This window comes from Paenibacillus sp. Z6-24 (genome assembly GCF_054161335.1).
On record NZ_CP096398.1, the window covers coordinates 474,115 to 497,839 of the forward strand.

Below are 23,725 nucleotides of genomic sequence, written 5' to 3' on the forward strand. Positions count from 1 at the left end.
GTTAACGGGCTTTTTTGGACAAATTGGAGAAAATCCGTGTACGCAGGATATCTGTGTGTGAGCATAGAAACTGCAAATCCTTATACTTCTCAGTGATCGGCAGAAGTATTCGCGGATAAGCCGGCGCTGTACTCGTCGAAGCTTTTTCCCGAATTGACCCAGCCGATATTGATCGCTTCCCACAGATAGAGGGAGGCAGCAGTCGGATAAGCGGCCCAGTTCAGCTCATGCTGCTGGGTATAGCCGGCATCGTCGCGTTCCTCCATGTTATGCAGCCAGCGGGCCGCGCGCTGCAGTCCGGCATCGCCATGAGCAAGGATGCCGGTGCGCCCGAGGCTGAAGATCAGGAACATCTCGGCTGTCCAGCGCCCGATGCCCTTTACCGCGACGAGCGCCTTCATCACTTCTTCGTCAGGCAGGTTATCCAGCTGGTCCAGCGGCAGTTCCCCGCTCATGACCCTGTCGCACAGATCGCGGATATAGCGGATTTTGAACATCGAGACCCCGACCGAACGCAGCTGCTCATCCGATAATGCAGCCATCGTACACGCGCTCATCTCCGGTCCGCACAATTCGGTAACCCGCCCCCAGATCGTCGCCGCCGCCTTGACCGACAGCTGCTGGGAAATAATCGAGGAGACCAACGACACAAACGGATCAGCCCGCAGCGGAATCTCCAGCGGCCCAATCAACTCAATCAACCGCCCAAGCCTCGGATCAGCCTCCCTAAGCTCACGCATATTCGCCCCCTCCAACTGAAGCACCATCCGCACCGCCCTGGATCGATCCGATGACTGCCTATCAGAACTGCTCATAAATAACCCTCCCCTAGCTGCCATGACAGCGATATAGATGTATTGTACCAGCTAACCAACAGAAGAGAACCCTTCCTTCAAATCGCAAATGTAGATCTTCGGAGAATAACATTTAAAAAATCCGATCCATCGACCAACCAAACTGTCTTACAGAGACCACCCTAATTTACCCACTAACGACGAAGAAATACAGCTGCTCCACCAATACTGAGGTATTATGAAGCTAAAGCTAAACGCGAAGTAAATCAACAAGCAGCCAATGACATCATTCCACGTAACGCAAGAAAGGAAATAAGAGCAAAGGACGACCTTTAAGCCTGGAGATCCCCATTTCCAAGATCCAATTCAGGGATCTCCGGCTTAACCGGAGGACGTGCTCTTATTCCTTTCTGGAGTGAATGCTGCAATCCCCGCCACGGCACTAAGCTAAACGTTGAATAAATGCCGCACACTCCCTTAGCACGCTACTCTGAAGTCCTCAAAAGAAAAAGCCACCATGATGACTCATCAGGTGGCTTCCTCCATCATATAACATTCAAACCGCTGTTTTAATGAATACTCCTCTTTTCAAAATTCCCGCCAATGACTTCACTCACATGCTCGACTGCGAGGAAAGCTGTCTCATCAATATCATGCACAATATTGCGCAGTTTGGCGAGTTCCAGACGGCTGACCACGCAGTAGATTACCTGTGTGTCTTCCTTCGAATAACCGCCCTTGGCATACATGAAGGTTGTGTTGCGTCCAAGACGGTCCATGATCGCCTGGGAGATTTCCTCGTATTCCTGGGAGATGATGGTGACGGATTTGGATTCTTCCAGACCCTCAACCACAATGTCCATTACCTTGGCGGCGATGTAATAGGTGAAAATGGAGAACATCGCGGAATCCCAGCCGAAGACGAATCCGGCAGCCGCAAAGATAAATACGTTGATAAGCATAACGATCTGTCCAACCGGCATATGGAATTTCTTGGACAACAGGATAGCGACAATTTCGGTTCCGTCGAGCGAGCCGCCGAACCGGATAACAAGCCCGATCCCGAAGCCGAGAATCACGCCGCCGAACATGCTGGCGAGCATCTTGTCATCGGTGAGTGCAGGCACATCGTGCAGGTAGACAGTCATTAATGACATGACGGCGATACCGTATAAGGTGGAAAAGGCAAACGTCTTACCGATCTGCTTGTAGCCGATAATCAGAAACGGTACGTTAATGATAAAAATGAATATCCCGAGCTGAATCGAAGACAGCTCTGATAAAATAATCGAAATACCGGTGATTCCGCCATCAATTACACTATTCGGAATCAGGAAAATCTCCAGCGCAACCGCCATCATCACGGCACCTGTGGTGATAAAGATGAACTTGGCGAGCAATTGGGCAAAGGTAAGCTTACGGTGTCTTCTTGGCATACGCAATCCTCTCTCTCCAGTAATGTAGGCAGGATTGTTGATTAATTCCATACGCGCTGCAATAGCATTCCTGTCGATCACGATCCGGATCGCAGACCGGATTATAGACAGTTATAAAGTAAATACAGTCCAGGTGTTTGAAAGCCCCTGTATTATACGTAAATATACTGTAACCGGATAGCGCCTGTATCGAACTATTCAACAATATTTACTTATCTCAAATTGAAAATGATAAGCTACCTATATAAATTATATCATAAAACAAGCTGCAAACCCAATAAAAAGCAAAATTTAGTCAATTAATTGCAAAAAGGGCAGATTTCACGACTAATTCCTATTATATCTCATCCAATCACTGAAAATATACCGGAATGTCCTGAAATCGCTTGCGAGCGATTGAAAAGTATTCTATGGCAGCTGATTATTCCCTATTATCGACAGGAGGAATTCATCATGTATAGCAAAGGCTTATTGATCTATAACGGCAATGCGGGTTCGGTAGACAGCGCACAGGTTGGAGCGGTGCTTGGTATTCTGTCTGCGGAGCTGCCCGAACTGAATGTACGGCGTACGAGCGAGCCGGGAGAAGCCCAGCAGATTTGCAGCGAGCTGGGAGAGCAGTACGATGTACTGTATATTCTGGGCGGAGATGGAACAGTGCATGAATGCGTGAACGGGCTGGCTGTACTGGATTCGCCTCCGGTCATCGGAGTACTGCCCGGCGGTACATGCAATGACTTTTCCCGTACATTATGGATGCCTCAGCAGCTGCCGAGAGCGGCGGAGGTGCTCAATGAACGGCGCACCCGTACAATGGATATCGGTACTGCCAATGGGCACTATTTTACCAACTTCTATGGAATCGGGCTGATCTCGGAGACGTCCCAGAATATTAACTCGGATATCAAAGGGGCCTTCGGCAAGCTGGGATATTTTCTCAGTACCCTGCAGACGGTGCGGACAGCAGAGCCATTCCGGTTTGAACTGAGTCATGACGGAGGAGAGATTGCCGGTGAAGCGGTGATGATCTATGCTGCCAATGGCCGCTATCTCGGGACCAATCCGCTGCCATTTCACGATGAGTCACTGGAGGACGGACTGCTGGATGTGCTGATTATCCGGGAAGCGGGACTGCCGCTGCTGCGAGAGCTGCTCAGTCGCAAGACGCCGGGCCAGTGGAGTCCGGAGAGCAGTACGATCGAGTATATCCAGACGAGCCGCCTGAATATCCGGACCGAGCAGCCGATGCCGGCGGATACGGATGGGGAAATTTATCTGGAGACGCCAGCAGAGCTGGGCGTGCTACCAGGCAAGCTGACTTTTCTGGTTGGCGAACAGCCGGTCTCGGGCTGATTGACAGGTGACTGAGACGACAGATCAGGCAACTAACTCTAGCGATTTGGTATGCTATCCCCCATAATAGGAGAGAGCAAGGTAGAGTCGAAGCGAGGATGCACAGCAGGAATAGCCGCAGAGCTGCCGGAGCGCTTCCATAGAGGGAAGCGCTCTTGGCCTGGATAAGGCAGAATCGTTTCGCCGATCAGCATGAAATTGGGGGAATGGAATAACATGTCACAGATTCAATCCGTATATTTTAACCATGATGCCGGTGTCGATGATCTGGTATCGCTGTTTATGCTGCTGCAGATGGATAATGTCCGCCTGACCGGCGTCTCGGTTATTCCGGCTGACGGCTATCTGGAGCCGGGAGCGGATGCCAGCCGCAAAATTATCGACCGTTTTGGTACCTATGCACCGGAGACGGCCAAATCCAATTCACGCGGCAAAAATCCGTTCCCGCCGGCATGGCGGATGCATACCTTTTATGTAGATGCACTGCCGATTCTGAATGAATCCGGTACGATGGAAGCACCGCTGTCCGAACTGCCGGCTCACCGCCATATGATTCGTCAGCTGCTGGCGACCGAAGGCAAGACGACGCTGCTGTTTACCGGACCGCTCACCGATCTGGCGCGCGCGCTGGATGAAGCGCCGGAGATCGAAGACAAGATCGACAAGCTGGTCTGGATGGGCGGCGGATTCGAGCGCGGCAATGTGGATGAGCCCGAGCATGACGGTACGGCAGAATGGAATGTGTTCTGGGACCCGGAAGCCGCTCACCGTGTATGGCAAAGTGGCATCGAGATTGATCTGGTCGCCCTGGAGAGCACGATCAAAGTGCCGCTGGATCTGAAGATCCGCAAGCGCTGGGCATCCGAGCGCCGGTATGAAGGTGTCGATTTCCTCGGCAACTGTTATGCCTGCTGCCCGCCGCTCGTCCATATGGAGAACAATTCCACCTACTACTTCTGGGATGTGCTGACGACACTATCGATCGGCAAGCCGGAGCTGGTGAGCAAGAAAACGATCAACTGCATCGTCATTCCGGATGGTCCTTCCCAGGGCAGAACGGTAGAACAGGCAGACGGACGTCCAGTGAATCTGGTATATGATACCGATCCGCAGGCGTTTTCGGACTATATGATCGCACTGGCTCAAAAGGCGGCACCGGCACGTTACTGAAGCCCCTGGCAGACGGAACCTGACTGTGTTGAGATGAAGATATATGAAAGACAAGCATGCTGTCATATACATCCCCATATACAATCCAATCCCAAAAAAGCTGTTCCTCACGTATCCATCTGGGTACGCAGGGAACAGCTTTTTTGCATAATGGCAGATGGTTTACAGCCTGTCCGGTATGCCAGCTTCAACACCGGTATAAAATGATTATATTGGACTTCACCCGATCATGGTCTGTGCTTGCTGCCGGATCTGCATCAGCTGTTCACGGATGCGCACAACTTCGCCGACGATAATCAGCGCTGGATTGCCTAGCCGGGCGGCCTGTGCAATCGTATGGATATCTTCCAGCGTACCGGTCAGCACCCGCTGGACAGCGGTCGTGCCATTCTCGATAATGGCGACCGGCGTGTCGGCAGGCCGTCCATAGCGCACCAGTTCGGTACAGATCTGCTGCAGTTGGCTGACGCCCATGTAAATGGCCAGCGTATCCACGCTGCCGGCGAGCAGATCCCAGCGTACTCCATCTCCGGCGGATTCGCTGCCAGCTTCCGATTGTGCACGGCTGGCGGTCACACAGGCAAAGGAAGTCGCTATCCCGCGATGCGTCAGCGGAATATCCGCACCTGCCGCAGCGCCGATCGCTGCCGTCACACCGGGCACGATTTCATAGTCCATGCCATGCTCCTGCAGGAACAGCGCTTCTTCGCCACCGCGGCCAAAGACGAGCGGATCGCCGCCTTTGAGCCGCACCACATGCAGTCCGGCCGAAGCATGCTGCAGCAGTGCACGATGAATAGCCTGCTGACTCATATGATGCAGACCCGGAGACTTGCCGCAATAGATCCGACGTGCTTCCGGCCTTGCGTACTGCAGCAGTTCCTCGCTGACGAGCCGGTCATACAGAATCACATCGGCCTGCTCGATCCGCCGCAGCGCCTTGACCGTGATCAGCTCCGGATCGCCCGGTCCTGCGCCGATGATGCTTACCATTCCCTGTCCTCTGTTCATCGCATGGCCTCCTTATCATGATGAAATACGTGCCTGCTGCATCCTACCTGGCTGCCAGTGAAGGGAGTGTGATATAGATGGACCCGCTATGCTCGTCGATCTCGGTCGCAAAGGTATTCACACAGCCTTCATCCGGTTCCTGCACTCTGCCGCTGCGTAGTTCGATTTTCCAGTCATGCAGCGGGCAGTGAACCGTGGTGCCGCAGACCATGCCTTCCGACAGCTTGCCGCCCTTATGGGGACAACGGTTCTCGACAGCGTGAATACTGCCGTCGCTGAGCCGGAACAGGGCGACTTCCGTCTCTCCCAGGGTGAAGGTGCGTGACCCTTTGACATCGATATCGGAAATGTGGGCGATTTGCATTCTGTTCATCGCTGATTCCTCCTTGGATTAGTGGCGTGCCGGTGACGATCCGCTCAGTGCTGCTGCTCCGCTCAGTGCTGCTGCTCCGCTCAGGTCTTCAAAATTTTTGCGCAGGCTGTCGTCTTCGATAATCTTTTTCCATGGATCGGTTGTATAGCTCAGTGTCTCTTCGATCCGGCTGACCAGCGCCTGACGGGTATCTGCATCGGCCAGCTTTTCCTTGATGAGCTCCAGACCGACACGTTCTATCCAGGCGGCGGTACGCTCATTCCAGCGGGCACTTTCCCGGTAATACTGGAGAAAGGCAGATGTCCACTCCATGACTTCATCCTCTGTCTTCACCGTACGCAGCAGCTCACCGGCACGGATCTTCACACCGCCATTGCCGCCCACGTACAGCTCCCAGGCGCCGTCCAGGGCAACGATGCCCACATCCTTGATACCGGATTCGGCGCAGTTGCGCGGACAGCCGGAGACCGCCAGCTTGACCTTGGCAGGAGCATCCATGCGTTCAAATGCTTTTTCCAGCCTGATCCCCATACCCATCGCATCCTTGGTACCAAACCGGCAAAAGGTATCGCCGACACAGGTTTTGACGGTACGCAGCGTTTTGCCGTAGGCGTGGCCGGATGGCATGTCCAGCTCTTCCCAGATCTTCGGCAGGTCTTCCTTTTGAATGCCGAGCAGATCGAGGCGCTGTCCGCCGGTGAATTTGACGAGCGGTACATTGTATTTCTCTGCGACAGCGGCGATTTTCATCAGATCGGCAGGTGAAGTGACGCCGCCATAGATGCGGGGCACGACCGAGTAGGTGCCGTCTTTCTGGATATTGGCGTGATAGCGTTCGTTGGTGAACCGGGATTCCTTTTCATCCTCGTATTCGCCGGGCCACAGCATGCCCAGATAGTAGTTGAGGGCCGGGCGGCATTTGGAGCAGCCTTCCGGTTCGGCCCAGTCCAGCACATGCATCACTTCACGTACGGTTTTGAGTCCCATGCGCTGGATCTCGGACACCACTTCGTCCCGGTCAAGTGAGGTACAGCCGCAGATGCCTTCCTTGACCGCGGCCCCGGCATTGTCGCCGGCGTACAGCTGCAGCAGTCCTTCGACGAGCGGTGCACAGCCGCCGCAGGAAGCGGATGCTTTGGTGCAGGCTTTGAGCGACTTCATCGTATTGCAGCCTTTGTTCTGAACCGCATCGCCGATAGCAGCCTTGCTGACTCCGTTGCAGCCGCAGATAATCTCGTCATCCGGCATACTTTCCAGCCGCTGGAGCGGAGAGACGGCAGCAGCTCCGGCGGCTGGCTGGCCGGTGAGCAGTTCTTTTTCACGGCCCTTGACCGATTCACCGCTCTTGATCAGGGAGAAGAGGGAGGCGCCATCCGATGTGTCTCCGAACAGTACGGCACCGATCAGCCGTCCGTCCCGCATAACGAGTTTTTTGTAAATGCCATCGATATCGTCCTGTATCCGCAGCGACCGGGTATCCGGTGTATCCTGGAACTCACCGGCAGAGAATACATCCACGCCGGATACTTTGAGCTTGGTAGAGGTGACAGAGCCTTCATACGGCAGCGTCTCCACACCGGCGAGCCGCTTGGCGAGTACGGTTCCCTGTTCATACAGCGGAGCTACGAGTCCGTAGCCGATTCCCCGGTGCTCTGCGCATTCGCCGACCGCCGAGATGCCCGGTACGTTGGTGCGCATATAATCGTCGACGAGAATGCCGCGTCCGATATTCAATCCGGCGGATTGGGCCAGCTGGATATTCGGACGAATGCCGACTGCCATGACGACCAGATCGGCTTCCAGCGAGGTACCGTCGGTAAAGCGCAATCCCTGTACCCGGCGCTTGCCGGTCAGTTCGACGGTGCGCTTGCTCAGCAGAAATTTCATACCCTGTGCTTCCAGCTCCTGCTGCAGCATCAGTCCTGCCGGACGATCGAGCTGGCGATCCATCAGATGCTCATTGATATGGATGACCGTGACGTCCATACCCAGATTGAGCAGCCCGCGAGCCGCTTCCAGTCCGAGCAGCCCGCCGCCGATGACAGCGGCTTTTTGATGCGTTCGGGCTGTCTCCATCATTGTCTCGCAGTCCCGGATATCGCGAAAGCCGATCACTCCGTCTTTGTCCGCGCCGGGCAGCGGGGGGATAAAGGCACTGGAGCCGGTCGCCAGGATCAATTCATCGTAGTCGGCGGTGATGCCTTTGGATGAGATGACCCGACGGGCGGTTGGATCAATCTGCACGACCGGATCGCCGGTATGCAGGGTAATGGCATTGTCGGTATACCAGTCCAGCTGGTTGATGATGATATCATTCATATCTGCTCCGCCCGCGAGTACGGACGACAGCAGTATCCGGTTATAGTTGGGATGCGGTTCTGCACCGAAAATGGTAATCTCATAAGCTTGCGGAGCCAGCTTGAGCAGATGCTCCAGCATGCGTACACCGGCCATTCCGTTGCCGGCCAGTACCAGCTTTTTGATCGGTTGGTTGTTCTCTCTCATCCGAATCTCTCCCTCCAGGTATCCATTCATCTCTTGTATATGACGGAGCGGCTGTTTGCTGACAGAACAGACAATAGATGATGAAAATAGAAAAAGCCTGTCCGGTTACACAGCAGGCAGGGCGCAGCAATAGCGCAGCTTGCAGTATAACGGAACAGGCTTCATTGCCGTCCTATCAGATACATCGTTGTATCCTCTCGTTACTTATGCGCTAACTATAAGACATGTATAAATATGTGTCAATATAAATAACATAAAAATTTTATTTGAAATTATAAGTTAATTATGTTTACATGAAAAATATCAAAAACTGTATTTTATTTCATTCTTACCAGTGATTTATCCATAAAAAAGCTTATTCCCAAATAACATGTGAGCTTTTCTGCTGCACCAGATGGACCAGGACAGGAGGGAGTATCTGTATAATGCGTTCCTTACTCGTTATTCGAATGGAAAATATCATGGATGATCCGAATCGGGCAGCAGCGGGCCTATTCCCCGAGATGATGCTGGAAGAGAACGGTTATCAGGTACAGGTCGCCGATGGAGACAGCTCTACCCGCGTGCTCCGGCTGCTTGGGGAAGCGGATGCGGCCGTGCTGGACCTGCCGATTGAGGAGATCCCCGAATGGGAAAAGCTGCTGTCGCAGTCCCGGCCGATTCCACTGCTGTGGTGGTGCAGTCAGCAGACCGCCTCTTCCTCTGTGGAAGCCTGTGAGACCGAGATTGCGATAGACGGCATACTTACGCCTTCGATGTGTGACCGTGAGCTGCACTGGGCTCTGCATTTTGCAGCCAGGCAGTGCATGGAGCGGCAGCAGTGGGCCAGTGAGCGCAGCCAGCTGCAGTCCCGGCTGGAAGAGCGCAAATGGATCGACATGGCCAAAGGCATCCTGGCCGACATGAAAAATATTTCCGAAGCGGAAGCCTATGACCTGCTGCGCAAAAAGGCCATGAATGAACGTAAACGCATGGTAGATGTGGCGACCGCCATCGTCAAAGCGCATCAGCTGCTGCAATCGTAGAGCCAGAGGAGGAATCTGACATGAACATGACCGAGATACTCAAGGAAGTCGGGCGCGGCAAGCGCGGTTCCCGTGATCTAAATTACGAAGAATCGCTGCATGTCGCCAGTATGATAATGAACAGGCAGGCCTCCGATGTACAGGTCGGTGCCTTTTTTATGGCTGAACGCATGAAAATGGAAAATGTGGACGAGATGCAGGCATTTGTGGATGTATGCCGCCAGCTGTCCTGGCGGACACCTTTTCGCGGAGGGGGAGTAGACTGCGCCGGGCCGTATGACGGACGGGTTAAATCGTTTATCGCCGGGTTTGCCACTTCCTTTGTGCTGGCTGCTGCAGGTGTGCCGGTGACGCTCCATGGCAGTGAACCGCTGCCGCCCAAATGGGGAGTGACCCTGCCGTTGCTGCTGCGTGAGATGGGTGTGGATACCCATCATCTCACCCGTGATCAGGCACTGCATGCGGCGGCCGAGACGGGGCTGCTGTTCGTGGCGGCCGAGCAGTGGTGTCCGCCCCTTGGCGACCTGCGCCAGCTGCGCGAAGAGATCGGTGTGCGTACCGTGCTTAATACGGCCGAGAAGCTGATGAACTATAGTCAGGCGCCGTATCTAGTATACGGCGTATTTCATAATACCTTTTTTGAGCGCATGTCCAAGCTGCTGCTGCGGCTGGACTATGAACGGGCCTTTATCGTGCAGGGGCCGGAAGGCTCGGAGGATCTGTTCATCGACCGTCCGACCCGTACGTATCGCGTAGAGAATGGGGAAGCCCGGTTGGAGATTATTGATCCGGAAGCGTACTTTCTCGATATGTCTGTACCGGAGATGAACTGGACCGCGGCGACGCAGATCGCTGTGACCGAGCAGGTACTTGCTGGCACCGCCGACCGGGCCTTTACCCACCAGGTATTGCTGAATAGCGCCTACCGGCTCTACCTTGCCGGCAGAGCCGGTTCGGTCGAACAGGGCGTCTATGATGCTAAAGCCCTGCTGGAGAGCGGACAGGCCCGTCAGCTGTACCTGCAGTGGGGCAGTCTGATGCGCGGTGAGCAGCCGAATATGCTGCCGACCGGCAGTGTATACTGAAAGACAGCGGAATATATACAAAAAAGCAGCCGCTTCACCGGAATCCGGGAAGCGGCTGCTAGGCATGCTATTTCGGTACAGACGCTGTATCCATGATTCGGCGATCAAAGCCTGTCACTGAATCGGTACACAGTCTGTTATTGATTGTTTTCGTTGGTTTCATCATTGGAAGTTACCGGTTTGCGGGTAATCTCCAGCTTGCGATAGCGGCGCACACCGCGGCGCAGAACACGAATGCTCAGGTTCTCGAATTCATACACAGCACCGGCCGGAAGGTCGGGACGCTGGCCGTATAACCAGCCGCCAATTGTATCGAGTTCTTCATCATCCAATTCGATATTGAGAATATCGTTCACGCGGTTAATAAATACTTTACCATCCACGATCAGATGATCTTCATTGATCCGCTGAATCTCATCCTCTTCATCCGCATCAAATTCGTCACGAATCTCACCGACGATTTCTTCCAGAATATCCTCGATCGTGATCATACCCGAAGTGCCGCCGTATTCATCGACCAGAATCGCAATATGCGTGCCTTCCAGCTGCATCCGCTTGAGCAGATCCTTAACCGGAATCGTCTCGGATACGGACATGACCGGATGGATCAGGGAAGCAACATTCAGATTCGCCTGCTCTTCAGCCGCGAGGAAGAACTGCTTGGTATTGATCATGCCGACAATATTATCCTTGCTGCCTTCAGCAACCGGGAAACGGGTGTACTGCTCTCTGCGGATAATCTCGCGGTTCTCGGCAGGAGTCTTGTCGGTGAACAGACAGACCATATCGGTACGCGGCACCATCAGTTCCTTGGCGATCATCTCGTCAAAGGCAAAGATACGGCTCACGTAGCCAAATTCACTCTGGTTGATCTTGCCGCTCTCGTAACTCTCGTTCAGAATGATCTGAAGTTCCTCTTCCGAGTGGGCTTCTTCATTCTCGCTGGCAGGTTTTAGACCGATCAGACGGCACAGGCCGTTCGCCGATCCGTTCAGCAGCCAGATGAACGGGTACATGATGCGGTTGAAAATAATAATTGGACGTGCCGTATAGAGGGTCACCAGCTCCGCTTTGCGAAGGGCTACGGTTTTTGGTGTCAATTCACCGACCACCACGTGGAAATACGTTACCAGAATCAATGCGATTGCATAGGACAAAATATGCGACACCGCTGCAGGTACATCCATATCATGGAATACCGGTTCCAGTACCGCTTCAACGGTAGGCTCCCCGAGCATACCAAGTCCGAGTGCCGTAATGGTAATCCCCAGCTGACACGTGGACAGGTAGGCATCCAGATTGGAAATGACCTGTCTGGCCGCGACTGCGCTTTTGTTCCCTTCGGCGATGAGCTGGTCGATCCGGCTCGGACGTACCTTTACAATTGCAAATTCCACAACAACAAAAAACGCCGTACAAATAATCAAAATAACGAACAAGGTCAGATTAAGACCTATATTTATACCACCGTCTGACAAAAAAATTCTCTCCCTTCGTGCGTTTGCGCACCGATACAATTTGGATGATAGTATTCTGCCGTATGGCAGCTCCGTGACGACGAGAAACCTCGCTAAGAACAACGTACGGATACATTATCCATATAATTGGACCGGTACTTGAGCGCAGCCAGGAGCAGACGCTTAAGCAAGAGGGGTATAGAGGAAAGCAGATGAGCGCGATCTATCGCCACAATCCGTGTCTGGCCTGCAAAAAAAGCCGTCAGTGACATCAGCGCCGGCAGATTCGGCAGATCATTGCCGTCATCTGTATTGCAGGCATGGCGTGCCGAGCCGAATGACATATTGCACGGACTGATACCGTTCGTAACGGCAAAGTCATAATCTGTTTCGTCCGCCGATTGAAACGGCAGGCAGAACAGCAGCATGACCAGGCTAAAGAGCAGTGCACTCATCTGCCGCCTTCGTGAAGGTAAATTATCCAAGTAGCATCTCCCATTTGTCGGGACGGCAGAGCCGTCCGTTATCGTAATCCCTGTACCATTAAGGCACAAAAATGACATTAGTTAAAGTTATACGTATTTTACAGGATATCGTTTCAAAAACCAATGTTCTTTTTTTGCGGGTTACATGGCCAGCAGAATAAAGAAGACGATTGCCAGCACAAAACGGTAGATGGCGAATACGGTCAGCGACAGACGTTTGAGCAGACTCAGGAATGTTTTGATCGCAATCATGGCCACGATAAAGGCCGTAATAAATCCGGCAGCGAAGAAGCCGAAATCATCCATGCTCAGGAACTCGGCACTCTTGTAGAGATCATAGCCGGTTGCACCGAACATGATGGGTACGGACACGAGGAAGGTGAATTCGGCGGCAGCGACGTGGGATACGCCGAGCAGAATCCCTCCGGAGATCGTTGAACCCGAACGGGAGAAGCCCGGCCACAGTGCCAGACACTGGAACAGACCGATACCAAAAGCCTGCTTGTACGTAATATCATCGACCGTCATATTGCCTGCGCTGCGACCTTTGCGCCACTCGGCATAGATCATCAGCAGACCGCCGACCACGAGACTGTATACAACCGTCTGCGGACCGAACAGGTATTTTTTGATTACATCATGCAGCAGCAGTCCCACAACAACAGCCGGCAGCATGGCTAGTGCGATATGTAAGATATTGAGGCGGTGTGGAGCGCCTGGACGATTGTCCTGTTTAAGCCGTCCGCGGAACAGATCGGGAATTGTCATCAGGATGTCGATGAATTTGCGCCAATACAGAACGACAACGGCGAGTACGGCACCGAGCTGTACGACGATTTCAAATGATTTGACCTGCTCGGAATTCTCGTCCAGTCCCAGCAGAAAAGCGGTCAGAATCATATGACCTGTACTGGACACCGGCAGGAACTCGGTGAGCCCTTCGATAATACCCATAATAATGGCTGAAATAATATCCACGAATGGACCTCCTTTGGATGTGTATTTGCATGGATAGCAAATACCTGACTTGGTTTACATAAACAATGACGCCTATTTCCAACATGATGTTCGGTTTGCAGAAAGCAAACCACGCTTCTACCATAGTATGAGAAAAAGTAGGCACCAGTCAATTTGCCGTCTGTCCGTTGACAGGAGCGGATTTTGGGCTGCCTGGCTGGGTTCTGAACTGAAAGGACTAGGACAGGTTAGCCACCAACCAAAAGGAATCGCTTACATCGGATTTTAGGGTTATTTTGGGATGGGAATGCGGTCGAAAGCTGTCGATTAATTTATTTGTGACAAACCGATAGAAATGTTGAAATTCAGAACCCTTATTGAATATATGTAGTATATAAGAAGAGAACATTGCTTACTGACGCGCTTCCGTTAAGATAGGTGCAGGCTCTTTGGCAAACATCTGCAGACAAGGGCCGAATACAATCCCGGCATATACCCATTACCAAAAGGAGTGATTTATCATGGCTTTTGTAATTAACAATCTGACAGATAACAGCAATACGGTGATCAAGGAAAAACTGGGCAGCTTTACGGTGCTGGAATACATAAAGGATCTCAGCACCACCTCGGTAATGGACGCTACAGCGCAGTATTACATGTCCCACAGCAATATGCACCGCAAGCAGCTAATGATCGAACTGAACAACAGTGAGATCATGATGAAGGCAGGCGCGATGCAGTACACCGTCGGCCGGATGGAAATGACGACCGGGATCAAGGATGCGGGAGGAGCAGTTCGCAGCTTTTTCGGCGGAGCAGCAAGCGGGACAGGTGCGATCAAGCCGCTCTATAAAGGAACAGGCACCATTCTGCTGGAACCTACCTACAAATACATCTGGCTGATCGATGTGGACAACGACGAAGTGGTGATCGAAGATGGACTGTTCCTCGCATGCGAGACTTCACTGCGCATCGGCGTAACTGCACGCAGCAATCTGTCATCTGCCGTGCTTGGCGGGGAAGGTCTGTTTAATATGAGCGCCCGCGGCAAGGGCGTCATCGCGCTGGAAGCACCGATTCCGTCGGAAGAAGCAGTTGTGGTGGAACTGCAAAATGATGAACTCAAGGTGGACGGCAACTTTGCGATGATGTGGTCGAACTCGCTGAACTTTACTGTGGAACGCTCCGGCAAGACCCGTCTGGGCTCGGCTGCTTCCGGCGAAGGACTGGTCAATGTATACCGCGGCACCGGTATGGTCTGGCTGGCCCCGCTGGCGGCATACAGCTAATCCGCAGACGGTGAGAAAGACCTTTTTTCAGAAACAGGTATGAAAATATAAAAAAGGACTAGTCAAATCCAAAATATTCTGTTATGATTATATCAGGAATTAGAATAAGTCTAAATTTAAAATAAAGAAAAGAGGAATTAACCATGACAACTGTAAATAATCAAACCCATACATCCGAGAATACACAGATCGATTCCCTTTATAACGCACTGAACATTCAAATCGCCAACTGGTCCGTACTGTACACCAAGCTGCACAATTTCCACTGGTATGTTAAAGGCGAGAACTTCTACACCCTGCATGCCAAATTCGAAGAGCTGTATGATCAGGTAACCGGTCATATGGACGATGTGGCAGAGCGCCTGCTGGCTATCGGCGGACGTCCGGTCGCTACCATCAAGGAACAGTTGGAGCTGTCCACACTGCTGGAAGCAACAGGAAATGAAACTGCCAACCAAATGGTCGTTTCCGTTGTGGAAGACTTTGCTACCCTGTCCGGTGAGATGAGCGAAGCGATCACACTGGCTGAAGAGCTGGCTGACCACCCAACTGCCGACCTACTGACAGGTATCCGCGGTGAAGTGGAGAAAGCTGCCTGGATGCTCAACGCTTACCTGGGCCGCTAATCTGCAGCTCAGCCGTATACAGCAATCCACCCCTTTTGACCTGTAATAACTGCTGAGGCAGTCCGGTTCATACCCCCTTATGAACAATAACGAATACTATTTGATTTATGCATGGCCTTACATCAGCCTGCCGGGTAGCGGATCTACTACCTGGCAGGCTTTTTGCTGTGTTTTGTGTGCTGATTTTGTGACAGTTTGCTGTTGTTACTGCCAGATCACTTCTGCTTCACGTATAATGGGTAGAAGCTTATATTAAGTAAGTTCATTTGACGAAGATACAGGACCATCAGCGGCCTTCATCCGGAAGCGCCGTTTATCCGTATGTACAGGATAGATTTAATGAAATCCATAAAATAATGAGGTGGACGAGATGGCGGTAACCTATCCGCTTGTTCAGGAAGCAGAATCCTTTATCCGTGTGTGTTATGAAGAACTTGGCAAAAGTGAAGCCGAGACGGCCACGCGGCTGGAAGCAATATATGAAGAAATTGAGCGTGAGGGCATCTATACCCATACGCTGGAAGAGCTGAGTCACGGTGCCAAAATGGCCTGGCGCAACAGCAACCGTTGTATCGGCCGCCTGTTCTGGGATCATCTGGATGTACGCGATGCCCGGCAGGTGGAAGGTACCGACCAGATTGCTGCCGAGCTGCTGGAACATATCCGGTATGCAACCAATGGCGGCAAAATCCGTCCGACGATCACCATTTTCCGTCCGCGTGATGCACAGGGGCGTGAGACGCGCATCTGGAATCATCAGCTGATCCGGTATGCCGGCTATGAGACGGAACAGGGGGTAAAAGGAGACTCTTCTTCCCTGTCCTTTACACGATTCTGTCAGCATCTGGGCTGGAAGGGAGCAGGCACTGATTTTGATGTGCTGCCGCTGGTTATAAGTGAGAATAACGACGCTCCCCAGTGGTACAATATTCCGATGCAGGATGTGCTCGAAGTACCGATGATACATCCGGATTTTCCGGAATTTACAGAGCTCGGGTTGAAATGGTATGCTGTTCCCATTGTGTCCGAGATGCGGCTGAATATCGGCGGGATTCAATATACGGCTGCGCCGTTTAACGGATGGTATATGGGTACAGAGATTGGCGCCCGCAACTTTGCCGATGAGCACCGTTATAATTTGCTGCCGGCGATGGCCCGGATCATGGGGCTGAACACGGTCAGCAAGTCGACACTGTGGCAGGATCGTGCACTCGTGGAACTGAACGCCGCGGTATTGTATTCATACAAGCAGGCCGGCGTAAGCATCGTGGATCATCATACGGCAGCTTCGCAATTTGAGAAGTTCGAGCAGCGTGAGGCGGCAGCCGGGCGTGAAGTGACCGGGAACTGGGTATGGCTGATTCCGCCCATGTCTCCGGCCACGACGCATATTTTCCATCGTCCGTATCCCAACCGGACGGTCACGCCGAATTTCTTTTATCAGGACAAAAAATATGAGCGGAGCGAGACCGGAACCACGGATGGAGGCGGCTGCCCGTTTCATTGAGAGGATGACTAATTAGAACATGCTAGGATTCGGAAAAAGCAAGGGCTCGCACCGGATGAGCCAGCAGATGCAGAGCTTTGTGAATCCGGCCCGGTTGATACCGATGGGATTTGCAGTTATGATCCTGATCGGTACGCTGCTGCTCCGGCTGCCGCTGTCCAGCGCTAACGGCAAGTCTGTTGACTGGTTGAATGCCCTTTTCACGGCGACGTCTGCAGTATGTGTAACCGGGCTTGCTGTACTGGATACCGGCACGGATTTTTCCGTATTTGGACAGGTCGTGATTATGGTGCTGATCCAGATCGGAGGTCTGGGCTTTATGACATTCGGGGTATTATTTGCCGTTTTGCTGGGCAAGCAGATCGGGCTCAAGCAGCGGCTGATGATTCAGCAGGCGACCAATGCTTTCTCCACGCAGGGACTGGTCAAGCTGTCACTGAACATTTTCCTGATCGCCTTTGTACTGGAATCGGTAGCGATGATTACGCTGGCGCTGCACTGGACACCGGAGCTTGGCTGGAAACATGCCTGGTACCAGGGTGCCTTTTATGCGATTTCTTCATTTAACAATGCGGGCTTTGCGCTGAGTCCGGATAGTCTGTCCGACCATGTCGGTGATCCGGTCGTAAATACCGTCGTGATTACCCTGTTTGTGATCGGTGGCCTGGGCTTTATCGTACTGACGGATATTTTGCAAAAGCGCCGCTGGCGCCGCTTCTCGCTCAATACCAAGCTGGTACTGACAGCGTCGCTGATCGCTACCGTATTTGGAATTTCCTTTGTACTGATAGCAGAGTGGAGCAATCCGGCGACACTGGGACCGCTGAGTACAGGGAAAAAGATCTGGGCGGCGATGTTCCAGGGGATGATGCCGAGGTCTTCCGGGTACAACACTATCCATATTGGAGGCCTGATGGCTGCGACCCAATTTGTTTTTATTATTCTGATGTTCATCGGGGCAGCCAGCGGATCGACGGGAGGCGGCATCAAAATCAACACCTTTGCGGTCCTGACCCTCTGTCTGTACAGCGTTGTTCGCGGGCGTACGGAGATTCATGCCTTTCAGCGGAAAATCAGCTTCGAAATGGCATTCCGGGCGCTGGCGGTTATTATGATCTCGTTTGGTATTGTGTGTGTGTTGACGATCCTGCTGGCGATTACGGAGAGTGGTTCCAGCGTTACATTCCTGGCGATTTTCTATGAAGCAGTGTCCGCGTTTGGTACGGTAGGTTCCTCGATGGGCCTGACGCCGAATCTGTCTCCTGCCGGAAAGCTGATTATAATTATCACGATGTTCATCGGACGTCTGGGTCCGCTGGCACTGGCCTTTGCACTGGCGCAGACGAAGCGTCCGGCCAAGTACAGCTATCCGGAAGAAAAGGTATTGATCGGTTGATACGCACAGAATGAGCGAATAGAATAAAAGCCTGTTTTCCTGCTTGGAGGTTGTGAACTCCGGCAGGACAACAGGCTTTTTCGGTTGGAGACAGAATAGAGAAATTACAGGCTGGCTCTGCCGTGAAAAGAAGGGCTGGTTAGTCTGCCCATCATTCGTTCATGGTGGGCAGGACAGCTTCAATTCATTCGCCGTTCCCACCAGTTGAGCAGCTTGCTCAGTGAATAGGTGAGGATCAGGTAAATGATCGCCGCCGTCAGATATGGTTCCCAGATGCGCATATATTGTCCGCGCATTACGTTGGCATAATACATCAGTTCCTTGGCAGCGATTACGGTGAGCAGGGAAGAGTCCTTGATCAGCACGATAAATTCATTACCAAACGCCGGAACCATCCGCTTGATCGCCTGAGGCAGAATAATGTAGCGCATCGTCTGACGGTGTGTCATACCAAGTGACAGGGACGCTTCGGTCTGTCCCTTTTCCACCGACTGGATACCGGCTCTGAAGATCTCTGCCGTATAGGCCGCCGAATTGAGCGTCATTGACAGTATCGCTGCGATCATCACATCCGTATGACCGACCAGCGCCGGTACGACGCCAAAATGCACGATCAGAATCTGGACGAGCAACGGCGTACCGCGGAAGAAATTGATATAACAGGCCGCCGGCAGCCAGAAGTAGGCGCGTGGCGACATCCGGCCAAAGCCGACGATCAAACCGAGCAGAGAGCCAAGAATAATGGAGAGAATGGAGATCCCGATCGTGAGCAGGGTTCCCCGCAGCAGCATGGGCAGATAATACAGGATGATATCAAAACGAAACTCCTGCATGGCTTAGCCTTTGGCCATGGCTGCTTTGAGATTGGTCAGATCCGGCTCTTCGCCAAACCAGGTTTTGTAGATCTCTGCGTACGTTCCATTGTCGATCACTTTCTGAATCGCCGGGTCCAGCTTGGCTTTCAGGTCACTGCCTTTGGGATAAATAATGCCGTAATACTCGGAATCGAAATTCTGGGAGTCTGCGATGCTCACCAGATTTTTATCCGGGTTGTTTTTGATATATTCACGCACCACTGCAATATCGGCGACGACCGCATCGGCTCCGCCGCTGTCCAGCTCCATCAATGCCAGCGCATTGCTTTCGAACTTGCTCAGACCGGCATTGTTGTCGCCCATGATGCCTGTCATCAGAATATCGGCGGTGGTGCCGTTCTGGACAGCGACTTTTTTATCCTTGAGGTCCAGCGCGGATTTTATCGGACTGCCCTGTTTGACCATAATGATATTGGTCGATTCAAAATAGGGAAGGGAAAAGTCATAGCTGTCCTTGCGCTCATCGGTAATCGATACCGAAGAGATGCCTGCCTGATACTCGGTGCCCTGGCGTACGCTCTCCAGCATCGTATCCCAGCCGACATTGGTCACTTCATGCTCCAGTCCGGCTTCCTTAATGACTGCTGCGATAAAGTCGATATCGAATCCTTTGACCTGATCCAGATCCATAAATTCCATCGGTGCATAGGAAGCGTCGGTAGCGAATTTGACAGGTCCGCTGGTTGCGGCAGGTTCACCGGTCTCACTGCTGGCAGCAGGAGCAGGGTCCTGTGCAGGTGGCTGCCCGCAGGCAGATACCAGACTTATTAACAATGTTAGGAAAATTAACAAATACCCCTTTTTCACTATGTAACCCCCTAATATTTGAATGTATATTAGAGATTCTAGCAAGAAATATAAGGGATAACAATGAAAATATGTGATATGTGTCAGTTTATTTTACATATAAATATGAAAAAATCTTTTTTACTAGGAATTAAAAATGATATCAGCAGATTTCAGTGCAGCAAATCTTCCATCCCATATATTTTCGTGATGAAGAATAATCTGCTCGGCAGTCAGTGTCCTGCTATCGAGTGTGCTGTGACTCTCCGCTGCTACAATATTATGCTGGTAACCGAGACTGTAGGCTGCGCGCAGAGTCGTGTCCAGACAGAATTCGGTCTGGGCTCCGGCGAAGATAAGCTGTTCGATCTCATGCTGCTGCAGCCATTCCAGCAGCTCGGTCCGGTAAAAGGAATCCCAGCGGGTTTTACGGATAACCGTATCTTCGGACATGCGGGACAGGTGGCTGCAGATCTGCCATTCCGGCGTATCCACGTATAGATCCTCACCCGGCGTATAGCTGGTATGCTGGATAAAGACCACCGGTACCTGCTGGCGGCGTGCTCCCGCAATTAGCTCATTCACGTTCGCAACCAGCGGTTCACGGCGGTATAATGCATTTTCCTCACCCATGAAAAAAATCTCCTGCATATCGATAATAATCAGTGCCTGCTTCATGGTGAATCATCCTCTCTTTAGCATGGTAAAGTATGTAACAAGCATCCATTATACCGCAAATTGGGCTATCGTCATGGATGCAAATTCCCGGTTCGATTCCGGCACTTCTGCACAGTGGATCCGGATCAGCCTAAGTCTGCTGAATGATTAGCGTTTTGAGCGGACTTATGGAACAATATATGTATAACCCAACCCGCTCCCAAGAGCCGGAGAAAAAGAACGAAAAGGATGGAGACATATGAACGAACAACGGATTGAAATCAGCAAAAACGTACTGACCGACTGTCTGGGTCTTCAGCCCGGCGAAACCCTGCTTGTCGTAACCGATGACAGCCGCAAGGAATTGGCAGAATCCCTGTATGAAGCAGGCAAGCGCCTCGGCGCCGAATCGATGCTGATGGTCATGCAGGAACGCAGCAAATCAGGCGAAGAACCGCCGGCCTCAATTGCCATGGCGATGATGAATGCTTCGGTAGCCGTCTGCGTCACCCGCTACTCCCTGACCCATACCTCTGCCCGCAAGCAGGCAGCTGCTGCGGGTGCACGTGTGGCGACCATGCCGGGCATTACCGAAGACATGTTCACCCACGGTGCAATCACTGCCGAGTATTCCAAAGTCAAAGAATTGACGGAAAAAGTCACAGCGATGCTGACCCGCGCTTCCACCGTACGAATCGAAAAGGACAGCTACAGCCTGAATTTCTCCATCGACAGCAGAGAAGGCGTACCGAGTACCGGGCTGTATCTGAATCCCGGTGAATCCGGCAATCTGCCTTCCGGTGAAGCGTATATCGCACCGCTGGAAGGCACCGCAGAAGGACAAATTTTGGCAGATGGTTCAGTGGCAGGCCTTGGCGCGCTGAGCAGTCCGCTGCTGCTGACGGTTGCGGAGGGCAGACTGACGGCCGCTGAAGGAGACAAAGGCGATGAACTGCTGCGTATGCTCGGAGATGACCAGGGGCGCATGCTGGGCGAGTTCGGAATCGGTACGAATGACAAAGCCCGTATCACCGGCATCGTACTGGAAGACGAGAAGGTATATGGAACGATCCATGTGGCCTTTGGCAGCAATAATACATTTGGCGGTACGGTAGCGGCAGGTGTACATATCGATATCGTGGTGAAGCAGCCGGATGTGTATCTGGATGATCAGTTGATCATGCGTGCCGGCGAGCTGCTGGACTAACGGACGGATACAGAGTACCAATTTGCGATAACGGCGGTGAACAGAAATGAAGACAACAGGAGTAACACTGCGCGAACTGCTGCAGATTCCGCTCCTTCGGAGCGCCAGCGTCATTAGCGGCGAGCGCGGACTGGAGCGTTCGGTACAATTTATCGATATTATGGAGACGCCGGATCTGGAAGGCTGGGTCCGAGAAGGTGTGCTGCTGATGACGACGGCCTATCCGATCCGGCATGAACCGGGACGGCTGTCCGATATGATCGTCGCCTTGTCAAAAGGGCGGGCAGCCGGTCTTGCGATCAAGCCGGCGCATTTTCTCCAGGGCATACCGGAGGAGGCGATCCGGTTGAGTGAAGAATGCGGACTGCCGCTGATCGAGCTGCCGCCGGATATTCCGTATACGGAGATCACCCAGGCGGTGATGGAACAGGTACTGGATCGTCAGGCTTCCATGCTGCGGCGGTCGGATGAAGTGTACCGCAAGCTGACCATGATGGTGCTGGAGAATATCGGCATCCAGGCGGTCAATGACCATGTCTCCGATCTGCTCAAGGCACCGGTCGCCGTGATTGATAACACCGGTGTCACTATCGTCTCTTCCCCGGTGGGCTGGGATTACCGGCAGGCAGATCATCCGCTCAGCTGGAACATCAATGTCGACCGGCGCAGCGTTGCCCGCCTGATCGTGGATAAGGAAAAGCTGGACGCGATGGAAGAGGTCGGTGTGGAGCAGGCACGGCTGGTACTGGCGCTGGAGCTGATGCGCAACAAAATCATCGAGGATACGGAGAGCCGTTTGCGCGGCAACTTTATCGATGAGCTGATGACCCCGCCGGTTCCACCGCGCCAGGAAGTGGAGCAGCGCGGACGCCAGCTCGGCATGAATCCGGCGCAGCAGTGGGAGATTGTCGTGATCGAAGGCCAGACCGCCCCGGAGGAAGAGTGGATGAATCATCTGCTGTCCATCGAGGCGGACAAATATGGAGTCCGTCCCCATGTGGAATTCCGCAGCAACCGTGCTATTTTGTTCCTGCCCACCCCGCCTCCGGAGCAGGAACAGGCTGCAGAAGGCGAAGAGCAGGAGATCCCGTGGGATACCATTATCGCTGGCTGGTTAAATGACCGTCAGGGCCATCTGCACGGCTACCGTGCAGGAATCGGCCGGCCGAAATGGCTGTGGGACATCCATCATGGATACAGCGAGGCACGCAGCGCACTGACCATCTCTCGCCGCTTGAGCGGAGGCGGTTCACTGACCGCATTCAAGGATGTGGAGATTTACCACCTGCTGCGCGGCTCGGTCGATGAGCGAGGTTTTGGCGAACTGTTCGACCGCAAGCTCGGCCGGCTCCGGCAGTACGATGAAGAGCATCACAGTGATCTATTGCGCACACTGTTCTTTTACCTGGACAGTCGCGGCAGCCTGATGGATACAGCCAACCACCTGTTTATCCACCGCAATTCGGTCAAGTACCGGCTCGACCGAATCCGCGATATCACCGGCATCGACCTGAACGACCCGCACCAGCAGTTTATCATTCATATGTGCCTGATCTATTACTACCTGATGGAGCATCCGGAAGGCTGATTGGATGTTCTGTCTGCCATAGATTCTACAACACCAAGCAATGCCCGGCCTGAAAAGCTGAGGCATTGCTTTTTTGTTGGACCTATAGGTGTATAGTTGCCGAATTTCAAATTTTAAGTAAAAAATATTAACTAATCAACCTT

21 protein-coding genes are annotated in these 23,725 nt (G+C 52.7%); 10 read left to right on the plus strand and 11 right to left on the minus strand.

The features are described from left to right. Positions 1 to 89: 89 nt before the first annotated feature. Together M1D61_RS02055 and M1D61_RS02060 are read right to left on the minus strand one after the other, a co-directional pair. Positions 90 to 815 (minus strand): DNA-3-methyladenine glycosylase family protein, encoded by a 726-nt coding sequence (locus tag M1D61_RS02055; RefSeq protein WP_458120970.1) that lies wholly within the window; start codon positions 813 to 815, stop codon positions 90 to 92. A gap of 548 nt (positions 816 to 1,363) precedes the next feature. Further along, the gene (locus M1D61_RS02060; protein WP_458120971.1) at positions 1,364 to 2,230 is read right to left on the minus strand and encodes a YitT family protein; all 867 of its coding nucleotides are present in this window, start codon (positions 2,228 to 2,230) and stop codon (positions 1,364 to 1,366) included. A gap of 453 nt (positions 2,231 to 2,683) precedes the next feature. Between M1D61_RS02060 and M1D61_RS02065 the strand changes: the two genes are divergently transcribed. Together M1D61_RS02065 and M1D61_RS02070 are read left to right on the plus strand one after the other, a co-directional pair. Further along, complete coding sequence (locus M1D61_RS02065) at positions 2,684 to 3,583, plus strand: diacylglycerol/lipid kinase family protein (RefSeq protein WP_458120972.1); 900 nt, start codon at positions 2,684 to 2,686, stop codon at positions 3,581 to 3,583. Positions 3,584 to 3,799: 216 nt separating this feature from the next. Further along, positions 3,800 to 4,753, plus strand: coding sequence for a nucleoside hydrolase (locus tag M1D61_RS02070; protein WP_458120973.1), 954 nt, complete (start codon positions 3,800 to 3,802; stop codon positions 4,751 to 4,753). A gap of 219 nt (positions 4,754 to 4,972) precedes the next feature. On the opposite strand, the gene cobA is transcribed toward M1D61_RS02070, so the two are convergent. The 3 genes from cobA to nirB are packed head-to-tail and all read right to left on the minus strand — an operon-like array spanning position 4,973 to position 8,642. Next, on the minus strand, positions 4,973 to 5,764 hold the full coding sequence (gene cobA, locus M1D61_RS02075; RefSeq protein ID WP_458120974.1) for a uroporphyrinogen-III C-methyltransferase: 792 nt from the start codon (positions 5,762 to 5,764) through the stop codon (positions 4,973 to 4,975). Positions 5,765 to 5,807: 43 nt separating this feature from the next. Next, the gene (nirD, locus tag M1D61_RS02080; protein ID WP_046212720.1) at positions 5,808 to 6,137 is read right to left on the minus strand and encodes a nitrite reductase small subunit NirD; all 330 of its coding nucleotides are present in this window, start codon (positions 6,135 to 6,137) and stop codon (positions 5,808 to 5,810) included. 18 nt (positions 6,138 to 6,155) lie between these two features. Next, the gene (gene nirB / locus M1D61_RS02085; RefSeq protein ID WP_458120975.1) at positions 6,156 to 8,642 is read right to left on the minus strand and encodes a nitrite reductase large subunit NirB; all 2,487 of its coding nucleotides are present in this window, start codon (positions 8,640 to 8,642) and stop codon (positions 6,156 to 6,158) included. 425 nt (positions 8,643 to 9,067) lie between these two features. Between nirB and M1D61_RS02090 the strand changes: the two genes are divergently transcribed. Together M1D61_RS02090 and M1D61_RS02095 are read left to right on the plus strand one after the other, a co-directional pair. Beyond that, positions 9,068 to 9,667 carry an ANTAR domain-containing response regulator gene (locus M1D61_RS02090; RefSeq protein WP_458120976.1) on the plus strand — a complete coding sequence of 200 codons (600 nt, stop codon included), beginning with the start codon at positions 9,068 to 9,070 and terminating at the stop codon, positions 9,665 to 9,667. 20 nt (positions 9,668 to 9,687) lie between these two features. Then, a complete protein-coding gene (locus tag M1D61_RS02095; protein ID WP_458120977.1) occupies positions 9,688 to 10,752 on the plus strand; it encodes an anthranilate phosphoribosyltransferase in 1,065 nt (354 codons plus the stop codon). Between the two features lie 137 nt (positions 10,753 to 10,889). Here the strand turns inward: M1D61_RS02095 and M1D61_RS02100 are convergent, their stop codons facing one another. From M1D61_RS02100 to bacA, 3 genes are all read right to left on the minus strand, one after another. Continuing rightward, positions 10,890 to 12,230 carry a hemolysin family protein gene (locus tag M1D61_RS02100; RefSeq protein WP_458120978.1) on the minus strand — a complete coding sequence of 447 codons (1,341 nt, stop codon included), beginning with the start codon at positions 12,228 to 12,230 and terminating at the stop codon, positions 10,890 to 10,892. A 92-nt stretch (positions 12,231 to 12,322) separates the two neighbouring features. After that, on the minus strand, positions 12,323 to 12,694 hold the full coding sequence (locus M1D61_RS02105) for a hypothetical protein (RefSeq protein WP_458120979.1): 372 nt from the start codon (positions 12,692 to 12,694) through the stop codon (positions 12,323 to 12,325). Between the two features lie 141 nt (positions 12,695 to 12,835). Next, a complete protein-coding gene (bacA, locus tag M1D61_RS02110; protein ID WP_458120980.1) occupies positions 12,836 to 13,672 on the minus strand; it encodes an undecaprenyl-diphosphate phosphatase in 837 nt (278 codons plus the stop codon). Between the two features lie 500 nt (positions 13,673 to 14,172). Between bacA and M1D61_RS02115 the strand changes: the two genes are divergently transcribed. The 4 genes from M1D61_RS02115 (at position 14,173) to M1D61_RS02130 (ending at position 18,469) form a co-directional block, all read left to right on the plus strand. Continuing rightward, positions 14,173 to 14,940, plus strand: a complete 768-nt coding sequence (locus M1D61_RS02115; RefSeq protein ID WP_458120981.1) for an AIM24 family protein — start codon at positions 14,173 to 14,175, stop codon at positions 14,938 to 14,940. A 143-nt stretch (positions 14,941 to 15,083) separates the two neighbouring features. Continuing rightward, the gene (locus tag M1D61_RS02120; protein ID WP_458120982.1) at positions 15,084 to 15,566 is read left to right on the plus strand and encodes a Dps family protein; all 483 of its coding nucleotides are present in this window, start codon (positions 15,084 to 15,086) and stop codon (positions 15,564 to 15,566) included. Positions 15,567 to 15,936: 370 nt separating this feature from the next. Further along, a complete protein-coding gene (locus tag M1D61_RS02125) occupies positions 15,937 to 17,073 on the plus strand; it encodes a nitric oxide synthase oxygenase (protein WP_458120983.1) in 1,137 nt (378 codons plus the stop codon). Positions 17,074 to 17,092: 19 nt separating this feature from the next. Continuing rightward, positions 17,093 to 18,469 (plus strand): TrkH family potassium uptake protein, encoded by a 1,377-nt coding sequence (locus M1D61_RS02130; RefSeq protein ID WP_458120984.1) that lies wholly within the window; start codon positions 17,093 to 17,095, stop codon positions 18,467 to 18,469. 179 nt (positions 18,470 to 18,648) lie between these two features. On the opposite strand, the gene M1D61_RS02135 is transcribed toward M1D61_RS02130, so the two are convergent. The 3 genes from M1D61_RS02135 to M1D61_RS02145 all read right to left on the minus strand — a co-directional run bounded on the left by M1D61_RS02135 (position 18,649) and on the right by M1D61_RS02145 (position 20,808). Continuing rightward, positions 18,649 to 19,302, minus strand: a complete 654-nt coding sequence (locus tag M1D61_RS02135; protein ID WP_458120985.1) for an amino acid ABC transporter permease — start codon at positions 19,300 to 19,302, stop codon at positions 18,649 to 18,651. A 3-nt stretch (positions 19,303 to 19,305) separates the two neighbouring features. Further along, positions 19,306 to 20,151 (minus strand): basic amino acid ABC transporter substrate-binding protein, encoded by an 846-nt coding sequence (locus M1D61_RS02140; RefSeq protein WP_458120986.1) that lies wholly within the window; start codon positions 20,149 to 20,151, stop codon positions 19,306 to 19,308. Positions 20,152 to 20,274: 123 nt separating this feature from the next. Then, positions 20,275 to 20,808, minus strand: a complete 534-nt coding sequence (locus tag M1D61_RS02145; protein ID WP_458120987.1) for an isochorismatase family protein — start codon at positions 20,806 to 20,808, stop codon at positions 20,275 to 20,277. Between the two features lie 238 nt (positions 20,809 to 21,046). On the opposite strand from M1D61_RS02145, the gene M1D61_RS02150 reads away from it, so the two are divergent. Together M1D61_RS02150 and M1D61_RS02155 are read left to right on the plus strand one after the other, a co-directional pair. Beyond that, positions 21,047 to 21,994: an aminopeptidase gene (locus tag M1D61_RS02150; protein WP_458120988.1), complete on the plus strand. Its 948-nt coding sequence runs from the start codon at positions 21,047 to 21,049 to the stop codon at positions 21,992 to 21,994. A gap of 46 nt (positions 21,995 to 22,040) precedes the next feature. Next, positions 22,041 to 23,582 carry a PucR family transcriptional regulator gene (locus M1D61_RS02155; RefSeq protein WP_458120989.1) on the plus strand — a complete coding sequence of 514 codons (1,542 nt, stop codon included), beginning with the start codon at positions 22,041 to 22,043 and terminating at the stop codon, positions 23,580 to 23,582. The last annotated feature ends 143 nt before the right edge of the window (positions 23,583 to 23,725 follow it).